We start from the raw sequence: 18,468 nt of genomic DNA on the forward strand, positions 1-18,468 counted from the left end.
GGAGTTTCTGAAATGTATAAGAAGACTTCCCGCGTGGCCATCGCTGCCGCCGCCGTGCTCGCCCTCGCTTTCGGTACCGCCCATGCCGCCCAGCCCGACGGCCCGCCGCCGGGCGGCCCCGGCATGCATCACATGCACGGCGACCACGGCGGCCCGTTCGGCGTGATGCTGAAGCTGCACGACCAGCTGAAGCTCAACGCGTCGCAGGAACAGCAGTGGCAGACCGCGCTCAACACGATGAAGCAGAATCGTGAAGCGATGCGCAAGAGCCACGAGCAGATGCGCGAGCAGTTCAAGGCGCAGCAGAACCAGCCGATCCTCGACCTGAGCGCGATGCAGGCCGCGCATCAGCAGGCCGAGCAGCAGAACGCGCAGCTGCGCCAGCAGACCTCGGCCGCATGGCTCGCGTTCTACAACGGCCTGAACGACCAGCAGAAGACCACCGTCAGCACGGCGCTCAAGCAGCAGTTCGCGCGGATGGAGCAGCGTCACGAGAAGATGAAGGAACGCTGGCAGCAGCACCGCCAGGCGAAGGCGGCCAACGCGGCCTCGGCGCCGGCGCAGTAAGCCGGCAGGCCGCCGCCCCCCGCGGCGGCACATAGGGGACGCGGGCGCCCGGCCCGCGTCCCCTTTTTTATTTCACGCGACGTCGAGCAGCAGCACGTCGGCCGCGCGGCCGTTCGACAGCGCGATCGCGTCCACGCCGCCGATGCGCGCGCCGTCGCCCGCGGCCAGCGCGTGGCCATTGATCTCCACGTCGCCGCTCACGACATGCGCGTACACCCGGCGACCGGCCGGCACCGCGTACACCGCCCGCTCGTCCCCGTCGATCAGCGCCGCGAAGATCGACGCGTCCGCATGCACGCGCAGCGAGCCTTCGCCGCCGTCCGGCGACGCGACCACGCGCAGCCGGCCGCGCCGCTCGTCGTCGGCGAAGCGCCGCTCCACGTAGCCGGGCTGCGCGCCGGGCCCGGCCGGCGCGAGCCGGAAGCGCAGCAGCCGCAGCGGCCGGTCGCGCGACGCGTTGGTCTCGCTCAGCATGATGCCCGTGCCGGCGCTGGTGCGCTGCAGGCCGCCCGCGCGCACGATCGCGCCGCTGCCGAGGCTGTCGCGGTACGCGAGCGCGCCGTCGAGCACGAACGTGACGATCTCCACGTCGCGGTAGGGCTGCATGCCGAACCCGCGGGTCGGCGCGAGACACTCCTCGGTCAGCTCGCGCAGCGCGCCGAACGCCGACGGCGCGCCGCCGGCCGCGCACGGCAGGCTGTGACGGGATTCGTGCCAGCCCTGGCTGCGCTGGTCGCGATCGACGGCGCGGCGAATCTGGAACATGGTGACACTCCGTAATACGTGTTGTTCTGGATGTGCCGCCACTGTAGAAGCGCGCCGATGTCGCAGCAATCCGCGCGCACGCACCGCATCGTTGCACCCACGCACGCAATCGCCGCAATACTCGTTGCGAATACGTCGATTGCCGCAACAGCCGCACCGAAGAATCGATCGGTTGCGCCGGATTGCCGTTTTCCGGGTATCGCGTTCGGGTAAAATACCGCCCTTTTGGCGTCCGCCGATCCGGCGGCCGTCGTCGCCAGAACGCCTAGCCGCGAATTTTGGCCGTCTAGAATACGCCGCGACGCCCGGCCCGACCGGCCGCGAGCGTCCCGGAAAGTCAGCAACAAAAGGATGGAAATGAAGAAGGCCGCCCTGTGCGCCGCCCTTGCCCTTGTGGCGGGCAGCGCCTTCGCGAAGGAGTGGAAGACCGTGCGGATCGGCGTCGATGCCAGCTACCCGCCGTTCGAGTCGACCGCGCCGAGCGGCGAGATCGTCGGTTTCGACGTCGATCTCACCAAGGAAATCTGCAAGCGGATCGACGTGAAATGCGTGTGGGTGGCGCAGGACCTCGACGGGATCATCCCGGCGCTCAAGGCGAAGAAGTACGACATCATCGTGTCGTCGCTGACCGTCACGGACAAGCGCCGCGAGCAGATCGACTTCTCCGACAAGGTGTACGACGCGCCCGCGCGGATGATCGCGAAGGCCGGTTCGCCGTTGCTGCCGACGGTCGCGTCGCTGAAGGGCAAGCGCGTCGGCGTCGAGCAGGGCTCCACGCAGGAAAGCTACGCCAAGGCGTACTGGGAACCGGCGGGCGTGACGGTCATTCCGTACCAGAACCAGGACCAGGTCTATACCGATCTCGGCTCGGGGCGCCTCGACGCGACGCTGCAGGACGAACTGCAGGCTGACTACGGCTTCCTGCGCACGCCGCGCGGCAAGGGCTTCGCGTTCGCGGGGCCGGAAGTGAAGGATCCGAAGACGATCGGCGACGGCACCGCGATCGGCCTGCGCAAGGAAGATACCGACCTGAAGCTCAAGATCAACAAGGCGCTGGCCGACATGCACAAGGACGGCACGTACGATCGTCTGTCGCACAAGTATTTCTCGTTCAGCGTCTACTCGGCGCGCTGAGCGCCGACGCAGCAGCAGCGGATGCGGGGGCGGCCCCGCGTCCGGGCAGTATGGGCGCCGCGCATTGCGCAGCGCCGGACAACCACGCGCCGCCCGCCTCCCCGCCCGCCGTTCGCGCGACGGGCGGACCCGGCACCGCCGGGGCGGACGGTCATGATACGCACGGGGCGTTCCGCGCAGCTTGGCGGGCGCGTCTTTCGCGGCGCACCGCGTGCGCCCTCAGGGACCACACCAGGGACCACATATGTTTCTACAAGGTTACGGCCCGCTGATCCTCGCAGGCACCTGGCAAACCGTCAAACTGGCGGTGCTTTCGCTTGCGCTGTCGTTCCTGCTGGGCCTGCTCGGCGCGGGCGCGAAGCTGTCGCGCAACCGCTTCACGAACGGCATCGGCACCGTCTACACGACGCTGATCCGCGGCGTGCCCGACCTCGTGCTGATGCTGCTGCTGTTCTACAGCCTGCAGATCTGGCTGAACATGGCGACCGACGCGCTCGGCTGGGACCAGATCGACATCGACCCGTTCCTCGCCGGCGTGCTGGTGCTCGGCTTCATCTACGGCGCGTACTTCACCGAGACCTTCCGCGGCGCGTTCCTGTCGGTGCCGCGCGGCCAGCTCGAGGCCGGCAGCGCGTACGGGATGACGAACTGGCAGGTGTTCACGCGGATCATGTTCCCGCAGATGATGCGCTTCGCGCTGCCGGGCATCGGCAACAACTGGCAGGTGCTCGTGAAGTCGACCGCGCTGGTGTCGATCATCGGCCTCGCCGACGTCGTGAAGGCGTCGCAGGACGCCGGCAAGGGCACGCTGCGGTTCTTCTTCTTCACGCTGATCGCCGGCGCGGTCTACCTGGCCATCACGACGATCTCGAACTTCGTGCTGATGTGGCTTGAAAAACGCTACTCGACCGGCGTCCGCAAGGCAGACCTATGATCGAACTCATCCAAGAATACTGGCGCAACTACCTCTATACCGACGGCTACCGCATCACCGGCGTCGCGATCACGCTGTGGCTGCTGGTCGTGTCGATCGGCCTCGGCTTCTGCCTGTCGGTGCCGCTCGCGGTCGCGCGCGTGTCGAAGCGGAAATGGCTGTCGGGCGCCGTGTGGCTGTATACGTACGTGTTCCGCGGCACACCGCTCTACGTGCAGCTGCTGCTCTGCTACACGGGCCTCTACAGCCTGCAGGTCGTGCGCGGCACGCCGATGCTCGACGCGTTCTTCCGCGACGGCATGCACTGCACGCTGCTCGCGTTCACGCTGAACACCTGCGCGTACACCACCGAGATCTTCGCCGGCGCGATCAAGGCGACCTCGTACGGCGAGATCGAGGCCGCGCGCGCCTACGGGATGTCGACGTTCACGATGTATCGCCGCGTGATCCTGCCGTCGGCGCTGCGCCGCGCGCTGCCGCTGTACAGCAACGAGGTGATCCTGATGCTGCACGCGACGACCGTCGCCTTCACGGCGACCGTGCCGGACATCCTGAAGATCGCCCGCGACGTGAACTCGGCGACCTACATGTCGTTCCACGCGTTCGGCATCGCCGCCCTGCTCTATCTCGTGATCTCGTTCACGCTCGTCTGGCTGTTCCGCCAGGCCGAGCGCCGCTGGCTCGCGTATCTGCGCCCGCAAGGCAAGTAAGTTTCCGCAGGACTATTGATGAATTCCCAGACTCAGAAGCTTTTCGTCGACGATCTGCACAAGCGGTACGGCGACAACGAGGTGCTCAAGGGCGTGTCGCTGAAGGCGAACTCGGGCGACGTGATCAGCGTGATCGGCTCGTCCGGCTCCGGCAAGAGCACGATGCTCCGCTGCATCAACTTCCTCGAGCAGCCGAACTCGGGCCGCATCTTCGTCGACGGCGAGGAAGTCCGCACCGCGCTCGACAAGACCGGCGCGCTGCGCGCGGCCGATACGAAGCAGCTGCAGCGCGTGCGCACCAAGCTGTCGATGGTGTTCCAGCACTTCAACCTGTGGTCGCACATGAACGTGCTCGAGAACGTGATGGAAGCGCCCGTCAACGTGCTCGGCATCCCGAAGAAGGAAGCCGAGGAGCGCGCGCGCACCTATCTCGAGAAGGTCGGCCTCGCGCCGCGCGTCGAGAAGCAGTATCCGTCGCACCTGTCGGGCGGCCAGCAGCAGCGTGTCGCGATCGCGCGCGCGCTCGCGATGCATCCCGACGTGATGCTGTTCGACGAGCCCACGTCGGCGCTCGATCCGGAGCTCGTCGGCGAAGTGCTGAAGGTGATGCAGAAGCTGGCCGAGGAAGGCCGCACGATGATCGTCGTCACGCACGAGATGGGCTTCGCGCGCAACGTGTCGAACCACGTGATGTTCCTGCACCAGGGGCGCGTCGAGGAAGAAGGCGTGCCGGCCGAGGTGTTCGCGAACCCGAAGAGCGAGCGCCTGCGCGGGTTCCTGTCGGGCAGCCTCAAGTAACGCACGGCGCGCGTCGTAGCGCGCGAACGGGCGCCCGCGGCCAGCCGGCCGCGCGGCGCCCGTTTTGCGTTTACGCGGCGTGCGCCGGCGCGGGGTCGGCGAACGCGCGCAGCGCATCGCCCGCGAGCCGGTAGCGCACCCACTCGCTTTGCGGCGCCGCGCCGACGCTCTCGTAGAAGCGGATCGCCGGCTCGTTCCAGTCGAGCACGCTCCACTCGAAACGGCCGCAGCCCGACTCGACCGCGATCCGCGCGAGCGCCTTCAGCAGCCGCAGCCCCGCGCCCGCGCCGCGAAAGCGCGGCGACACGTAGAGATCCTCGAGATACAGCCCCTGCCGGGCCAGCCACGTCGAATACGAGAAGAAATACACGGCAAAGCCGGCCGGCTCGCCGTCGACCTCGCAGATCAGCGCGCGCGCCGGCGAGCCTTCCCCGAACAGGCTGCGCTCGAGCGACGCGGGCGTCGCGACCACTTCGTGCTCCGCTTTTTCATAGACGGCCAGTTCGGTGATGAAGCGCAGGATCAGCGGCACGTCGGCCGGGCTGGCGGAACGGATGTCGATTTGCACGGAATGGGCCCTCCTCCGGCCCGGACTGAAACGAAACCCGGCGCCCCGCAAGCGCTGGCGCCGATCAGACCGTCATGCTACGGTCATGCTGCCGCTGCAGGAAGTGCAGTTTCTTCATCCCGACCTGAACATGATGCATCCCGACCTGCGCCGTCTCGACCTGAACCTGCTGCTCGTGTTCGACGCGCTGTACCGTCACCGCTCGGTCGCGGCGGCCGCGCACGAGCTCGCGATGAGCCCGTCCGCGCTGAGCCATGCGCTGGCGCGGCTGCGCGACGCGATCGGCGATGCGCTGTTCGTGCGCCTCGGCAACGAAATGCAGCCGACCGTGCGCGCCGACGACATCGCAGCATGGGCCGGCGACGCGCTCGACGCGATGTCGAAGGGGCTCGCCCGCGCGCGCCGCTTCGATCCCGCACACAGCGACCGCACCTTCGTGTTCGCGGCGACCGACTATACGGCGTTCGCCGTGCTGCCGCCCTTCATCGCGCGCATCCAGCACGTCGCGCCGCAGCTGCGGATCCGCGTGGTCCATTCGGACCGCAAGATCGCCGTCGACGAGCTCGCGGCCGGCCGCATCGATTTCGCGCTCGGCTATCACGAGGAATCGTCGGCCGACGCGCCGGGCATCGAGGATTTCGACTGGTTTTCGGACGACTACGTGGTGATCGCGAGCGCCACGCATCCGGAGATCGGCACGCGGCTGACGCTCGAACGCTACCTCGCCGCGCGCCACGTCGTCGTCACGCCGTGGAACGAGTCGCGCGGCGTCGTCGACCACGTGCTCGACCGGATCGGCCTCGCGCGGCAGGTCGCCGTGCAGCTGCCGAGCGTGCTGGCCGCGCCGTTCGTGATCGCGGAATCTGCACTCCTGATGACGGTGCCGAACCGCGCGGCGCGCGCATTGCTGCCTGCGGCGCCGATCCGCCTCTTCCCCGCGCCGTTCGAGATACCGCGCTACACGCTGAAGATCTATTCGCATGCCAAACATGCGCGCACCGACGCGCACCGCTGGATCCGCGCGCAACTGCTCGAGGCGCGGCCGGATGGCGGCTGACGCCGGTTTTCATTACGAAATCCTTACCTTTTCCGCGTCTTTTGCGCATTACGCGCACGCCTCGCCGCCGTCAATAGTGGCAATCCTTGACCCAACTTTGCCGAATTCGTGCCTCCCTTGTCGGACAAGGGTTTTCCGCGAATCGGCAGGCCATCCGGCAACGGTTGCGCCCCGTGTTGCATGGCAATTTGGCGACACGTGTTAGTCAAACAACGATTTCCGTCGCCACAAAATTGTATTTTTGCTAAATTAGTAACCAAAGTAGCAAAACGAAGTGCGTGAAATGTAGTTTAGCTTCACGACACAACAAGGAGACCCCGCAAGCCCACCCGGCCGCGCGGGACCGCTCAACGGTCTTCCCGTCCGCTTGCCCGCGTGCCCAGCCGAACCGGCCCCGCACGAGGTCTCCCTGGTTATCCCGCTTTTGCCCGGCGCTCGTCGCCCCGGGCATCTTACGTAGTCTGGGTTGACTTTTTGACAGGGTATGGAGGAGATGATGAAGAAAGCTTTGGTCGCGGCCGCGCTGATGGCTGCTGGGGTGGTAACGGCGCACGCGCAGAGCAGCGTCACGCTGTATGGCCGCCTGGATGCCGGCCTCGAGTATATGAACGGCCTGCAGAACGGCCATCAATTCCGCGCGGAAAGCGGCGACTGGGGCACGAGCCTGTGGGGCTTGAAGGGCACCGAGGACATCGGCGGCGGCAACAAGGTGCTGTTCCACCTGGAAGGCGCGTTCAACACGATGAACGGCGGCCTCGGTTCGAGCGGCACGATCTGGGATCGTTATGCGACCGTCGGCGTGTCGAACGATCGTTACGGTACCCTGCTGCTCGGTCGCGAACTCGCGATCGCGAACGGCGTGTGGGACTTCGACCCGTTCGGCCAGTCGAACTGGTCGACCGCGTCGCTCGTGCGCGGCCGCAACTGGAACAAGACCAGCAACAACGTGTCGTACCAGTCGCCGCAGGTCTACGGCCTCGACTTCTACGGCCAGTTCTCGTTCTCGAACTCGACCAACTTCAACGGCAACACGACGGCCGGCCAGCCGGGCCGTGCGGCCGGCGCGCAGATCACGTACACGAACTCGCTGTTCCAGTTGCGCGGCATCTATGACGAAACGCGCGACAGCAACGGCCGCTTCTCGGACGTGTTCAACTACTCGCGCGAATACTTCGCCGGCCTGAACGTGTTCCTCGGCCAGTTCAAGCTGCAGGCCGCCTACCAGGCATCGCGTGCGGACGGCAGCGGCGGCCCGGCGGTCAACAACGGCGTCACGGGCACGCAGCAGGTCTGGGGCGGTGTGACGTGGCAGGCAACGCCGGCAGCGGCGCTGATCGGGGCCGTGTATCACGTGAATGCCAACCACGGCGGCGGCAACGCGAACATCTACACGGTCGGCGGCTCGTACAACATCTCGAAGCGCACGCTGTTCGACATCCAGGTCGCGACGGTGCGCAACAGCAAGACGGCCAACTTCGGCCTGAACGCGAACCCGGCCGGCACGGCCGTGTCGACGGGCAACCCGAACCCGGGCGGCAGCCAGACCGGCGTCTACGCCGGCATCCAGCACCTGTTCTGATCAGGCGCCGTCCCAAGAACGATTCGACAACGCTTTCCACGCTGCTGCGAGAGGCGCGTATCGGTGCGGTACCCAACCGGGTATCCGCACCGTTTTTTATTGGCGGGCCGGTATCGCACGACCCGCGGCGAACGTCGCGGCCGGCGTCAGACCGCCGCTTCGTTCTCCTCGCCGGTGCGGATGCGGATCACGCGCTCGACGTCCGACACGAAGATCTTGCCGTCGCCGATCTTGCCGGTGCGCGCGGCGCCGATCACCGCGTCGATCACCTGGTCGACCTGCGCTTCGGCGACCACGACCTCGATCTTCATCTTCGGCAGGAAATCGACGACGTACTCGGCGCCGCGATACAGCTCGGTATGCCCCTTCTGGCGACCGAAGCCCTTCACTTCCGTCACGGTCAGCCCCGTGAGGCCCACTTCGGCGAGCGCTTCGCGGACTTCGTCCAGCTTGAACGGCTTGATGATGGCGGTGATGCGTTTCATGATGGTTGTCCCTCAATGCTCGTTTGGATGAAAAATCGCGATCCCGATTGTAAGCCCGCGCCGGTATGCCCGCGCCGGTATGCCCGCGCCGGTATGCCCGCGCTGGTACGCCCGCGCCGGTACACCGCACCCGGCTCAATCGAGACGCTCGGTAAAACGTGACGTGATCGGATAGCGCCAGTCGCGCCCGAACGCGCGATGCGTGACGCGAATCCCGATCGGCGCCTGGCGCCGCTTGTACTCGTTGATCTTGATGAGCCGCGTCACGCGCGCGACGTCGGCCGGCGCGTAGCCGGCCGCGACGATCTCGGCGAGCGGCCGGTCCTCTTCCATGTACATCCGCATGATCGCGTCGAGCACGTCGTACGGCGGCAGGCTGTCCTGGTCGGTCTGGTTCTCGCGCAGCTCGGCCGACGGCGCGCGCGTCAGGATCCGCTCGGGAATCACGTCGCGCAGCGCGTAGTCGGTCGTCTCGTTGCGGTAGCGGCAGAGCCGGTAGACCAGCGTTTTCGCGATGTCCTTGATCACCGCGAAGCCGCCCGCCATGTCGCCGTACAGCGTGCAGTAGCCGACCGCCATCTCGCTCTTGTTGCCGGTCGTCAGCACGATCGAGCCGAACTTGTTCGACAGCGCCATCAGCAGCGTGCCGCGAATGCGCGCCTGGATGTTCTCCTCGGTCGCGTCTTCGGCGCGGCCCGCGAATTCCTCGGCCAGCGACGCGCGGAACGCGTCGAACATCGGCGCGATCGCAATCTCGTCGTAGCGCACGCCGACGCGCCGCGCCATGTCGGCCGCGTCGGTGGTCGAGATGTCGGCCGTATAGCGCGACGGCATCATCACCGCGCGCACGCGCTCGGGCCCGAGCGCATCGCAGGCGACCGCCAGCACCAGCGCCGAGTCGACGCCGCCCGACAAGCCGATCAGCGCGCCGGGGAAACCGTTCTTGCCGATGTAGTCGCGCACCCCCAGCACGAGCGCGCGATAGACCTGCGCCTCGAGCGGCAGCTCGGGCGCGATCGCGCCGGGCAGCGGCCGCGCACCGTCGAATTCGACGATCGCGTGCCCTTCGTCGAACTGCGGCATCTTCGCGACGAGCGCGCCCTGCGCGTCGAGCACGAACGAGCCGCCGTCGAACACGAGCTCGTCCTGGCCGCCGACGAGGTTCACGTACACCATCGGCAGCCCCGTCTCGCGGATCCGCGCGCGCAGGATGTCGATGCGCACCGCCTCCTTGTTCATGTGGTACGGCGAGCCGTTCGGGATCAGCAGCACCTGCGCGCCGGCCGCCTTCGCGATCTGCGCGGCCGAGGCGTGCCACGCGTCCTCGCAGATGATCACGCCGTAGCGCACGCCGCCCAGCTCGAACACGAGCGGCTCTGCGTCGGTCGCGAAGTAGCGCTTCTCGTCGAACACGTCGGCATTCGGCAGGTCCTGCTTGCGGTAGGTGCCGACGATCGCGCCGCCGACGATCAGCGAGACCGCGTTGTAGGTATCGGTCGGCGGCATGCCGCGCTCGATCGGGCCGTTTGCATTACCATCGACGCCTGGTGCGCCGCGCAGCGGATGGCCGACCAGCACCGCGAGCCCGTCGAATGCCTTCAGCGCATCGGCGAGCGCGACGAGCGCGTCGGCGGCGGCCGCATAGAACGCCGGTCGCAGCAAAAGGTCTTCCGGCGGATAGCCGGACAGCGCGAGTTCGGGTGCGATCATCAGCTGCGCACCATCGTTGTGCGCGGCGCGTGCGGCCGCGACGATCCGCGCGACGTTGCCGGCGAAGTCGCCGACGGTGACGTTGATCTGGGCGAGAGCGAGTCGGGTCTTCATGACGGGATCGGCGCGGCGGCGCGCCCTGAACGGCTGACGAAATCGTCGCCGACGCATGCCGAGGCGGCACGCATCCGGCGACATCCAACGGTACGGATTCACGCTTGAAACACGAACGCATCGATTATCGCACGGGCATCCTGTCGTCCCCCGCCGAGGTCGCGGCCGACGAATGGAACGCGCTGCTCGCCCGCGACGCGCAGCCGACGCCGTTCCTGCGCCACGAATTCCTCGACGCACTGCACGTCGCGCGCTGCGCGGTCGACGAGACCGGCTGGTCGCCACACTTCGTCACGCTGACCGACGCGCGCACGGGCCGCCTCGCGGCAGCCGCGCCCGTCTACGCGAAACAGCATTCGTATGGCGAATACGTGTTCGACTGGGCATGGGCCGACGCGTACCAGCGCAACGACCTGCCCTACTACCCGAAGCTGCTGTGCGCGGTGCCGTTCACGCCCGTGCAGGGCACGCGCCTGCTTGCCGCCGACGACGACGCGCGCCGCCGGCTCGCGGCCACACTGCTCGCGTTCGCCGAGCAGAGCGACGTGTCGTCGCTGCACGTGCTGTTCCCGACCGGCGACGAGGCGCGGCTGCTCGAATCGATGGGGATGATGCTGCGCGAGGGCGTGCAGTTCCACTGGATCAACGACGGCTACCGGCACTTCGACGACTTCCTCGGCACGCTCGAACAGAAGAAGCGCAAGAACATCCGCGCGGAGCGGCGCAAGGTGCACGATGCGGGCGTCCGGTTCCGGCGGCTCACCGGCGACCAGATCGGCGATGCGGACTGGCGCTTCTTCTCGCGCTGCTACCGGCAGACCTATCGAGAACACTTTTCGAGCCCGTACCTGAATCTCGACTTCTTCCGCACGATCGGCGCGACGATGCCCGAGAACCTGCTGCTCGTGATCGCGGAAGCCGACGGCCGGCCGATCGCCAGCGCGCTCGCGGTCTACCGGCGCGGCGAGCACGGCGGCGGCACGCTGTACGGCCGCTACTGGGGGGCGCTCGAGCACGTGCCCTGCCTGCATTTCGAAACGGCCTACTACCAGCTGCTCGAATTCTGCATCGAGGCCGGGCTCGACACCTTCGAAGGCGGCGCGCAGGGCGAGCACAAGCTCGCGCGCGGCTTCCTGCCGACCGTCACGCACTCCGCGCACTGGCTCGCGCATCCCGCGTTCTCGGACGCGGTCGCGCGCTTTCTCGAACGCGAGACCGAGCATATCCACGCGTACGTCGACGAACTGCGCGAGCACGATCCGTTCCGGCGGAGATGATGCGGCGCGCGAGCGCGGCGCAGCTGTGCAGCCGCGCCGCGAGCCTTCCGCCGGGCCGCCGGCCTAACGCGCCGCGAGCGTCACCGTCTGCGACAACGCGTGCGGATCGCGCGACGAGGCCGCCGCCGACAGCGTATAGCTGCCCGCGCCGACGCGCCATGCGTGCGCGTCCGCGTTCCAGACCGCGAAGCGCTGCGACGGAATCGCGATGCTGACCGTGCGCGCCTCGTTCGGCTGCAGCGCGACCTTCGTCCAGCCGACGAGCCGCTGCGGCGGTTCACCGAGCGATGCGGGCAGCGCCGCATACACCTGCACGGTCTCGGTGCCGGCCCGCGCGCCCGTGTTCGTCACCGTCACGTCCACCGTCACGTTGCCTGCCGCGTCGGCCTGCGCGTGCATCGCCGAATACGCGTAGCTCGTGTACGACAGCCCGTAGCCGAACGGGAACAGCGGTTCGATTCCCTGCGCGTCGAACCAGCGGTAACCGTATGCGAGGCCTTCCGCATAGACGGTCTGCTGCTTCGCCGCGTCGATCGTCGGCTGCGGCAGGTCTGCTTCCTGCTTCGGAAACGTCAGCGGCAGCCGCCCCGACGGATTCGCGTCGCCGAACAGCAGGTCGGCGATCGCCTGGCCGCCCTGCACGCCCGGATACCACGCATCGAGCACGCCGTGCACGTTCGCGAGCCAGGGCATCAGCACCGGGCTGCCGTTCTCGAGCACCACGATCACGCGCTTCGCCTTGGCCGCGACCGCCGCGATCAGCGCGTTCTGGTCGTATTGCTGGTTGTACGGATCGGCGTTCGCGTCGGGCAGCGACAGGCTCGCGAGATCGAGCCCCTCGGTCTGCCACTGCGTCGCGAACACGATCGCGACGTCGGCCTGCGCGGCCGCGGTCGCGGCGGCGTTTGCGTCGGTGCCGTCGACGTAGCTGACCGCCGCGTTCGGCGCCTTCGCGCGAATTGCCGCCAGCGGCGCCGACTTGTACCAGGTCGCGCAGCCGCCGAACAGCATGCCGGACGGCTGCTGGCAGCCCGTCACCGCATTGCCGTCGATCGCCGGCACGGCGCCGGAGCCGCCGCCCGACAGCACGCCCGCGTCCGCATGGCCGCCAATCACGACGATCGAGCGCAGCGCGCCGGCGGCGAGCGGCAGCACCGGCTGCGCATCGCCGGGCGCGGCCGCGTTCTTCAGCAGCACCGCGGATTGCCGCGCGATCGCGAGCGCGTCGGCGTTGCCCGCGGCTTCGTCGATCGCGCCGCCCGGCTTCGGCGGGGCATCCATCACGCCGATCCGGACCAGCGTGCGCAGCTTGCGCTGCACCATGTCGTTGAGCCGCGCGACCGACACGCTGCCGGCCTGCACCGCCGCGCGCAGCTTCGTGTTGAAGTACGAGCCGAGCGGCGCGTTGCCGTCGTCGGCTGCGCCGGGCTCCTCCTCGTCGAGGCCGGCCTGCACGGCCGCGACCGTCGAGTGCGTCGCGCCCCAGTCCGACTGCACGACGCCCTTGAAGCCCCATTCGTTCTTCAGCACGGTCGTCAGCAGATACGGGTTCTCGCACGCATATACGCCGTTCAGCTTGTTGTACGAACACATCACGTTGCCCGGCTGGCCGTCCTTCACGCCGATCTCGAACGCGAGCAGCTCGGCCTCGCGCATCGTGCGTTCGTCGACCACCGAATCGATCGTCATCCGGTTGGTTTCCTGGTCGTTGAACGCGAAGTGCTTGATCGTCGCGATCACCTTCTGCGCCTGCGTTGCCTGCGTGCGCGCGGCGCTCAGCGTGCCCGCGAGCACCGGATCCTCGCCCATGTATTCGAACGTGCGGCCGTTGCGCGGCTCGCGCGCGAGGTTGATGCCGCCGCCGAGCCCTTCCGCGAAGCCGAGCGCGCGCAATTCGAGCGCGATGCGCTTGCCGTAAGCGGCCGCGAGCGACGTATCCCAGGTCGCGGCCAGCGCAACCGGCGCGGGCAGCGCGGTCACGCGCGCATTCTTCACGTTGACGCCGCCCGCCGAGTCGGCGCTGCTGACGGCCGGGATGCCGAGTCGCGGCACGCCGGGGATATAGCTCGCGCCGTTCAGCGCCTCGGCGGGAAACGGTCCGCCCAGGTCGAGCGCCGGCAGGCCCGTGCCGTGCACGAGTTGCAGCTTTTCGTCGGTCGTCAGTTGCGCGACGAGCGCGGCCGCGCGCTGGTCGGCCGCGGCGTCCGCGTCCGCCGGCGCGGCCGGGCCCGCATGAATGTCGTCGCCGCCGCACGACGCGAGCAGTACTGCGAGCGCGCATGCGGACGCGATCGTCGAACACCGGAACAGCGAAGTTTTCATTGATCCTCCAGGATGGTTCTGTTGTACTTGTCGCCACACTCCAGCGTCCGAGTCTAAAAATCGACCGGTCACCACGTTTGACCGGCAGGAGCATGCGTTGACCTCTCGCAGCGGGGACAAACCCGAACGGCATGACGACAGGGAGGCAGACATGGAGTTGCACCAGAAATCGGTATCGGTCCGGATCTACCGCGGGCTGTTCGACGACGCGCGCGCAAACGGCATCGACGTCGCGCCGCTGTACGCGACGCTCGGCATCGGGCCGGCCGATCTCGCCGACGACGCGCGCCGCATCGCCGGCGACCGGCACGTCGCCGCGATGCGGCTGACCGGCGCGTGGCCGCGGTCCTGGCATCGGCCGCCGGCTGGCGGCGTGCCGTGGCTGGCGCCGTTTCCCGAACTGGCCGGCGTCACGTGCAACGCGCCGACGCTGCGCGACGCGCTGCACGGTTACCTGCGCTACCGCGACCTGATCGGCAACGTCGACTGGATCTTCGCGCGCGAAACCGGCGACGCGATCGCGTTCGACTATGTGGACGAAGGCGACGGGCGACCGGCCGACAGCGCGTTCGTGAACCTGTCGATCCTCGCCGCGCTCGCGCGCCTGTACGATCCGCAGGCTCGCATCGACGATGCGCGCTTCGTCGGGCGCGCATTCGCGCCGGCCTCCGCGCTGCGCGACGCCCTCGGCGCGCCGGCGTCGTTCGATGCCGCGCACAACCGCATCGTGCTGCGCTCCGCACGATTCGACACGCCGTTCGAACGCTACAACGCGCCGCTCGCCAGTATCCAGCGCCCCGCGGCCGACGCCGCGCGCGAGCGCGTGCGTGCGCGCTCGACATTCGGCTCGTCCGTCGAGCAGTGCGTGCGCGACTGGCTGCGTACGTCGGACGATCCCGACGTGCCGGCCGACACGCTGATGCAGCACGTGTGCTCGCGCTTCGCGATGTCGCGCTGGACGCTGCGCCGGCGGCTGCATCGCGAAGCGGTCGGCTTCCATGCACTCGTCGCGCAGGCGCGGCTCGGCGAAGCGCGCGACCTGCTGCTGAACACACGGCTGCCGATCGGCGAAATCGGCAGCCGTGTCGGGTTCCGCTCGACCAGTGCCTTCACGCGCTTCTTCACGCGCGAACTCGGCGCGCCGCCAAGCCGCTTTCGCGACGGACGCATCGATTGACGACGATCGCCCGCGCTTTTTCTGAGACACTGGCGGCTCCGCATTCAGACGATCCGTCATGTCCTGGTTTCTGTATCTGATCGAATGCGCCGACGACAGCGTCTATACGGGCATCACGACCGACGTCGCCGCGCGCTTCGACGAGCACGCGGCCGGCAAGGGCGCGCGCTACACGCGCTCGCGCAAGCCGCGCGCGGTGCTCGCGTCGTTTCCGCTGCGCGACCGGTCGATCGCGTCGCGCGCCGAATACTGGGTGAAGCGGCTCACGCCCGCGCAAAAGCGCGAGCTGGCGGCGGGCATCCGGACGCTCGAATCGGTGCTGCCGGTCGGGTTGCTGGCCGATGCGGGCGGCGATGCGGTGGAGACCGGGGTAGCTGCGCGCGGGCGGCGGAAGAAGAAGGTGGAAGCAACGGACGCGGCTGAAACAGTGGAAGCGCCGGAAGCCGTCAAGGGAAGGAAGCGCGCGAAGACGGCGAAGGTCGTGGGTACGGCCGGGCTTGAATCGGCGAAAGCGGCAAGGCCGGCGAAGAGCGCGAAGGCTACGAAGACGGAAACGGTCGGAAAAGGCGCGAAGGCCGGCAAGACCGCCAAGACCGCCAAGACCGCCAAGACCGCCAAGACCAGCAACGATACATCTGCAAAGAAGGCGTCACCGCACCGAGTATCCGCGAGCCACAAAAAATCCGCGCCCAGCCCATCGACGAACGGCAAAGCCCCGGCCGTCGCCCTCGACACGAACGCGCCCGACACCGCCGTCCCGCCGCCCCGCCGCGGCTCGCCCCGCGCAAAACGCGCGAAGGACGCCGCCCCGCGCGCGCCTTCCACCGCCAGCAAAACCCCGCGCACAAAACAAAACCGCGCGGCCTCGTAACGAGACACGCGCGGTTTGCGCTTCACGCGAACCGGCCGTCGGGCCGGTGCGCCGCTTACTTCTTGTAGTTCGCGGCGCCGTCGGTGATTTCCTTGTGCGCGGCGTCGATGCCGGCCCAGCCCTCGACCTTCACCCACTTGCCCTTCTCGAGCGCCTTGTACTGCTCGAAGAAGTGCTTGATCTGGTCCTTCAGGTACTCGGGCACGTCGTCGATCGACTTCAGGTTCGCCGTCATCGGGCAGACCTTGTCGTGCGGCACCGCGATCAGCTTCGCGTCGACGCCCGACTCGTCGGTCATCTGCAGCATGCCGAGCGCACGCGAACGCACGATCGAGCCGGCCAGCAACGGGAACGGCGTGATCACCAGCACGTCGACCGGATCGCCGTCGCCCGACAGCGTCTGCGGAATGTAGCCGTAGTTCACCGGATAGCGCATGCCCGTGCCGATGAAGCGGTCGACGACGAGGAGGCCCAGCTCCTTGTCCGCCTCGTACTTCACCGGGTCGCTTTGCGCGGGGATCTCGATGATCACGTTGAAATCTTGCGGCAGGTCCTTGCCGGCCGGAACATGATTGAAGCTCATGAGCGCTCTCTGTTGGTCGATGGGAATTCGGGACAGGGCATGCCGCGGCCGATGCTCCGCCACGGGCGTCCCCGCCGGGACTGCGCCATTATAGCCAATCGACCGGTGGCGTCCGGATGACGATCGGCGCGATAATCGTTCCGGATGTCCGGCGTCGGACGACCGGCGACACGGCACGGCACGATGCGCGGCGCGCCCGCACGTCGGACACGATTCATCGCAACGGGCGGGATCGGCCGGTGCGCCGACGGGACGCAGCGCGGGCAACCGGCGCTGGCGCGCGCCCCCGACGCCAGCCGCGACGACGCATCGACGCCTACCGACAGGAGCAGGCATGGAAGAGGCAAAGCACTTCATCGCGGGCGAATGGACGTTGCCCGCGCAACTGGAGACGATCGCGGTCATCGATCCGTCCGACGGCCAGCCGTTCGCGACGATCGCGCGCGGCACGGCGCCCGACGTCGAGCGCGCGGTCGCCGCGGCGCGGGACGCCTTTGCCGGCGCATGGGGCGCCGCGAGCGCCGCCGAGCGCGGCCGCGTGCTGATGCGGCTGTCGATGCGCGTCGCGGACTGCATCGAGGAACTCGCGACGATCGAGGCGCGCGATACCGGCAAGCCGCTGAAGCAGGCGCGCGCCGACGCGGCCGCGCTCGCGCGCTACTTCGAGTTCTACGCGGGCGCCGCCGACAAGCTGCACGGCGAGACCCTTCCCTATCACGCCGGCTACACGGTGCTGACCGTGCGCGAGCCGCACGGCGTCACGGGCCATATCGTGCCGTGGAACTATCCGATGCAGATCTTCGGGCGCAGCGTCGGCGCGGCGCTCGCGGCCGGCAACGCGTGCGTGGTCAAGCCGGCCGAGGACGCATGCCTGTCGGTGCTGCGCGTCGCCGAGCTGGCCGCCGAGGCCGGCTTGCCGGCCGGCGCATTGAATATCGTCACCGGCTACGGCCACGAGGCCGGCGCCGCGCTCGCCCGCCATCCGGGCATCGACCACATCTCGTTTACGGGCTCGCCCGCGACCGGCAAGCTGGTCGCGCAGATGGCCGCCGAAAACCACGTGCCCGTCACGCTCGAGCTCGGCGGCAAGTCGCCGCAGATCGTGTTCGCCGATGCCGATCTCGAGGCGGCGCTGCCGGTGCTGGTCGCCGCGATCGTACAGAACGGCGGGCAGACCTGCTCGGCCGGCAGCCGCGTGCTGATCGAGCGCGCGGTGTACGAACCGCTCGTCGAACGGCTCGCGACCGCGTTCAACGGGCTGCGCGTCGGGCCGAGCCGCGCGGATCTCGACTGCGGTCCGCTGATCAATGCGAAACAGCAGCAGCGCGTGTGGGACTTCCTGTCCGATGCGCAGCACGACGGCATTCCGATGGCCGCGCACGGGCAGGTCGTGCCCGAGGCGCCCGAAAGCGGCTTCTACCAGGCGCCCGCGCTGCTGCGCGACGTACCGCCGTCGCACCGGCTCGCACAGGAGGAAGTGTTCGGGCCGGTGCTCGCCGCGATGCGCTTCGTCGACGAGGACGAAGCCGTCGCGCTCGCGAACGGCACGCCGTACGGCCTCGTCGCCGGCATCTGGACGCGCGACGGCGCGCGCCAGCTGCGCATGGCGCGACGCCTGCGCGCGGGCCAGGTGTTCATCAACAACTACGGCGCGGGCGGCGGTGTCGAGCTGCCGTTCGGCGGCGTCGGCCACTCGGGGCACGGCCGCGAGAAGGGCTTCGAGGCGCTGTACGGCTTCACCGTGCTGAAGACGATCGCGATCCGGCACGGCTGAATGCGGCGCCGCCCGGTCTCGTCCGCGACGCACGGGTCGCCGG

At 68.4% G+C, this 18,468-nt stretch carries 17 protein-coding genes; 11 read left to right on the top strand and 6 right to left on the bottom strand.

Annotation, left to right across the window (positions count from 1 at the left end; translation table 11 throughout):
• The first annotated feature begins 12 nt into the window (after positions 1 to 12).
• Entirely contained in the window at positions 13 to 567 is a 555-nt protein-coding gene (locus WS57_RS30805; RefSeq protein ID WP_009693255.1) for a periplasmic heavy metal sensor, read from the top strand.
• A 72-nt stretch (positions 568 to 639) separates the two neighbouring features.
• Here WS57_RS30805 and WS57_RS30810 read toward each other — a convergent pair whose 3' ends face one another.
• Positions 640 to 1,332 (bottom strand): pirin family protein, encoded by a 693-nt coding sequence (locus WS57_RS30810; protein ID WP_059602465.1) that lies wholly within the window; start codon positions 1,330 to 1,332, stop codon positions 640 to 642.
• A 357-nt stretch (positions 1,333 to 1,689) separates the two neighbouring features.
• Here WS57_RS30810 and WS57_RS30815 point away from each other — a divergent pair, with 357 nt between their 5' ends.
• The 4 genes from WS57_RS30815 (at position 1,690) to WS57_RS30830 (ending at position 4,908) form a co-directional block, all read left to right on the top strand.
• Positions 1,690 to 2,466 (top strand): ABC transporter substrate-binding protein, encoded by a 777-nt coding sequence (locus tag WS57_RS30815; RefSeq protein WP_009693182.1) that lies wholly within the window; start codon positions 1,690 to 1,692, stop codon positions 2,464 to 2,466.
• A 244-nt stretch (positions 2,467 to 2,710) separates the two neighbouring features.
• Positions 2,711 to 3,400: an ABC transporter permease gene (locus tag WS57_RS30820; RefSeq protein ID WP_040127937.1), complete on the top strand. Its 690-nt coding sequence runs from the start codon at positions 2,711 to 2,713 to the stop codon at positions 3,398 to 3,400.
• Positions 3,397 to 4,110: an ABC transporter permease gene (locus WS57_RS30825; protein ID WP_040127938.1), complete on the top strand. Its 714-nt coding sequence runs from the start codon at positions 3,397 to 3,399 to the stop codon at positions 4,108 to 4,110. The genes WS57_RS30820 and WS57_RS30825 overlap by 4 nt, the downstream gene beginning before the upstream one ends.
• 18 nt (positions 4,111 to 4,128) lie before the next feature.
• On the top strand, positions 4,129 to 4,908 hold the full coding sequence (locus WS57_RS30830) for an ABC transporter ATP-binding protein (protein ID WP_040127939.1): 780 nt from the start codon (positions 4,129 to 4,131) through the stop codon (positions 4,906 to 4,908).
• 70 nt (positions 4,909 to 4,978) lie between these two features.
• On the opposite strand, the gene WS57_RS30835 is transcribed toward WS57_RS30830, so the two are convergent.
• Complete coding sequence (locus WS57_RS30835) at positions 4,979 to 5,476, bottom strand: GNAT family N-acetyltransferase (RefSeq protein WP_040127940.1); 498 nt, start codon at positions 5,474 to 5,476, stop codon at positions 4,979 to 4,981.
• A gap of 85 nt (positions 5,477 to 5,561) precedes the next feature.
• Between WS57_RS30835 and WS57_RS30840 the strand changes: the two genes are divergently transcribed.
• Positions 5,562 to 6,533, top strand: coding sequence for a LysR family transcriptional regulator (locus tag WS57_RS30840; protein WP_236871929.1), 972 nt, complete (start codon positions 5,562 to 5,564; stop codon positions 6,531 to 6,533).
• Positions 6,534 to 7,026: 493 nt separating this feature from the next.
• On the top strand, positions 7,027 to 8,112 hold the full coding sequence (locus WS57_RS30845; RefSeq protein WP_069245505.1) for a porin: 1,086 nt from the start codon (positions 7,027 to 7,029) through the stop codon (positions 8,110 to 8,112).
• A gap of 146 nt (positions 8,113 to 8,258) precedes the next feature.
• Here the strand turns inward: WS57_RS30845 and WS57_RS30850 are convergent, their stop codons facing one another.
• Both WS57_RS30850 and WS57_RS30855 read right to left on the bottom strand, forming a co-directional pair.
• Positions 8,259 to 8,597, bottom strand: coding sequence for a P-II family nitrogen regulator (locus WS57_RS30850; protein WP_006398637.1), 339 nt, complete (start codon positions 8,595 to 8,597; stop codon positions 8,259 to 8,261).
• 135 nt (positions 8,598 to 8,732) lie between these two features.
• The gene (locus WS57_RS30855; RefSeq protein ID WP_059514951.1) at positions 8,733 to 10,421 is read right to left on the bottom strand and encodes an NAD+ synthase; all 1,689 of its coding nucleotides are present in this window, start codon (positions 10,419 to 10,421) and stop codon (positions 8,733 to 8,735) included.
• 104 nt (positions 10,422 to 10,525) lie between these two features.
• On the opposite strand from WS57_RS30855, the gene WS57_RS30860 reads away from it, so the two are divergent.
• Positions 10,526 to 11,698, top strand: a complete 1,173-nt coding sequence (locus WS57_RS30860) for a GNAT family N-acetyltransferase (protein ID WP_069245264.1) — start codon at positions 10,526 to 10,528, stop codon at positions 11,696 to 11,698.
• A gap of 63 nt (positions 11,699 to 11,761) precedes the next feature.
• Here the strand turns inward: WS57_RS30860 and WS57_RS30865 are convergent, their stop codons facing one another.
• Positions 11,762 to 14,020: a glycoside hydrolase family 3 C-terminal domain-containing protein gene (locus WS57_RS30865; RefSeq protein ID WP_069245265.1), complete on the bottom strand. Its 2,259-nt coding sequence runs from the start codon at positions 14,018 to 14,020 to the stop codon at positions 11,762 to 11,764.
• 151 nt (positions 14,021 to 14,171) lie between these two features.
• On the opposite strand from WS57_RS30865, the gene WS57_RS30870 reads away from it, so the two are divergent.
• On the top strand, positions 14,172 to 15,197 hold the full coding sequence (locus WS57_RS30870) for a helix-turn-helix transcriptional regulator (protein ID WP_040127943.1): 1,026 nt from the start codon (positions 14,172 to 14,174) through the stop codon (positions 15,195 to 15,197).
• 58 nt (positions 15,198 to 15,255) lie between these two features.
• On the top strand, positions 15,256 to 16,068 hold the full coding sequence (locus WS57_RS30875) for a GIY-YIG nuclease family protein (RefSeq protein ID WP_059602454.1): 813 nt from the start codon (positions 15,256 to 15,258) through the stop codon (positions 16,066 to 16,068).
• A 55-nt stretch (positions 16,069 to 16,123) separates the two neighbouring features.
• Here WS57_RS30875 and ppa read toward each other — a convergent pair whose 3' ends face one another.
• On the bottom strand, positions 16,124 to 16,651 hold the full coding sequence (ppa, locus tag WS57_RS30880; protein ID WP_009692593.1) for an inorganic diphosphatase: 528 nt from the start codon (positions 16,649 to 16,651) through the stop codon (positions 16,124 to 16,126).
• A gap of 334 nt (positions 16,652 to 16,985) precedes the next feature.
• Here ppa and WS57_RS30885 point away from each other — a divergent pair, with 334 nt between their 5' ends.
• Positions 16,986 to 18,425, top strand: a complete 1,440-nt coding sequence (locus WS57_RS30885; protein ID WP_059514933.1) for an aldehyde dehydrogenase family protein — start codon at positions 16,986 to 16,988, stop codon at positions 18,423 to 18,425.
• Positions 18,426 to 18,468 lie beyond the last annotated feature (43 nt).

Origin of the sequence: Burkholderia pseudomultivorans (genome assembly GCF_001718415.1) — a bacterium.
Taxonomy (GTDB): Bacteria; Pseudomonadota; Gammaproteobacteria; order Burkholderiales; family Burkholderiaceae; genus Burkholderia; species Burkholderia pseudomultivorans_A.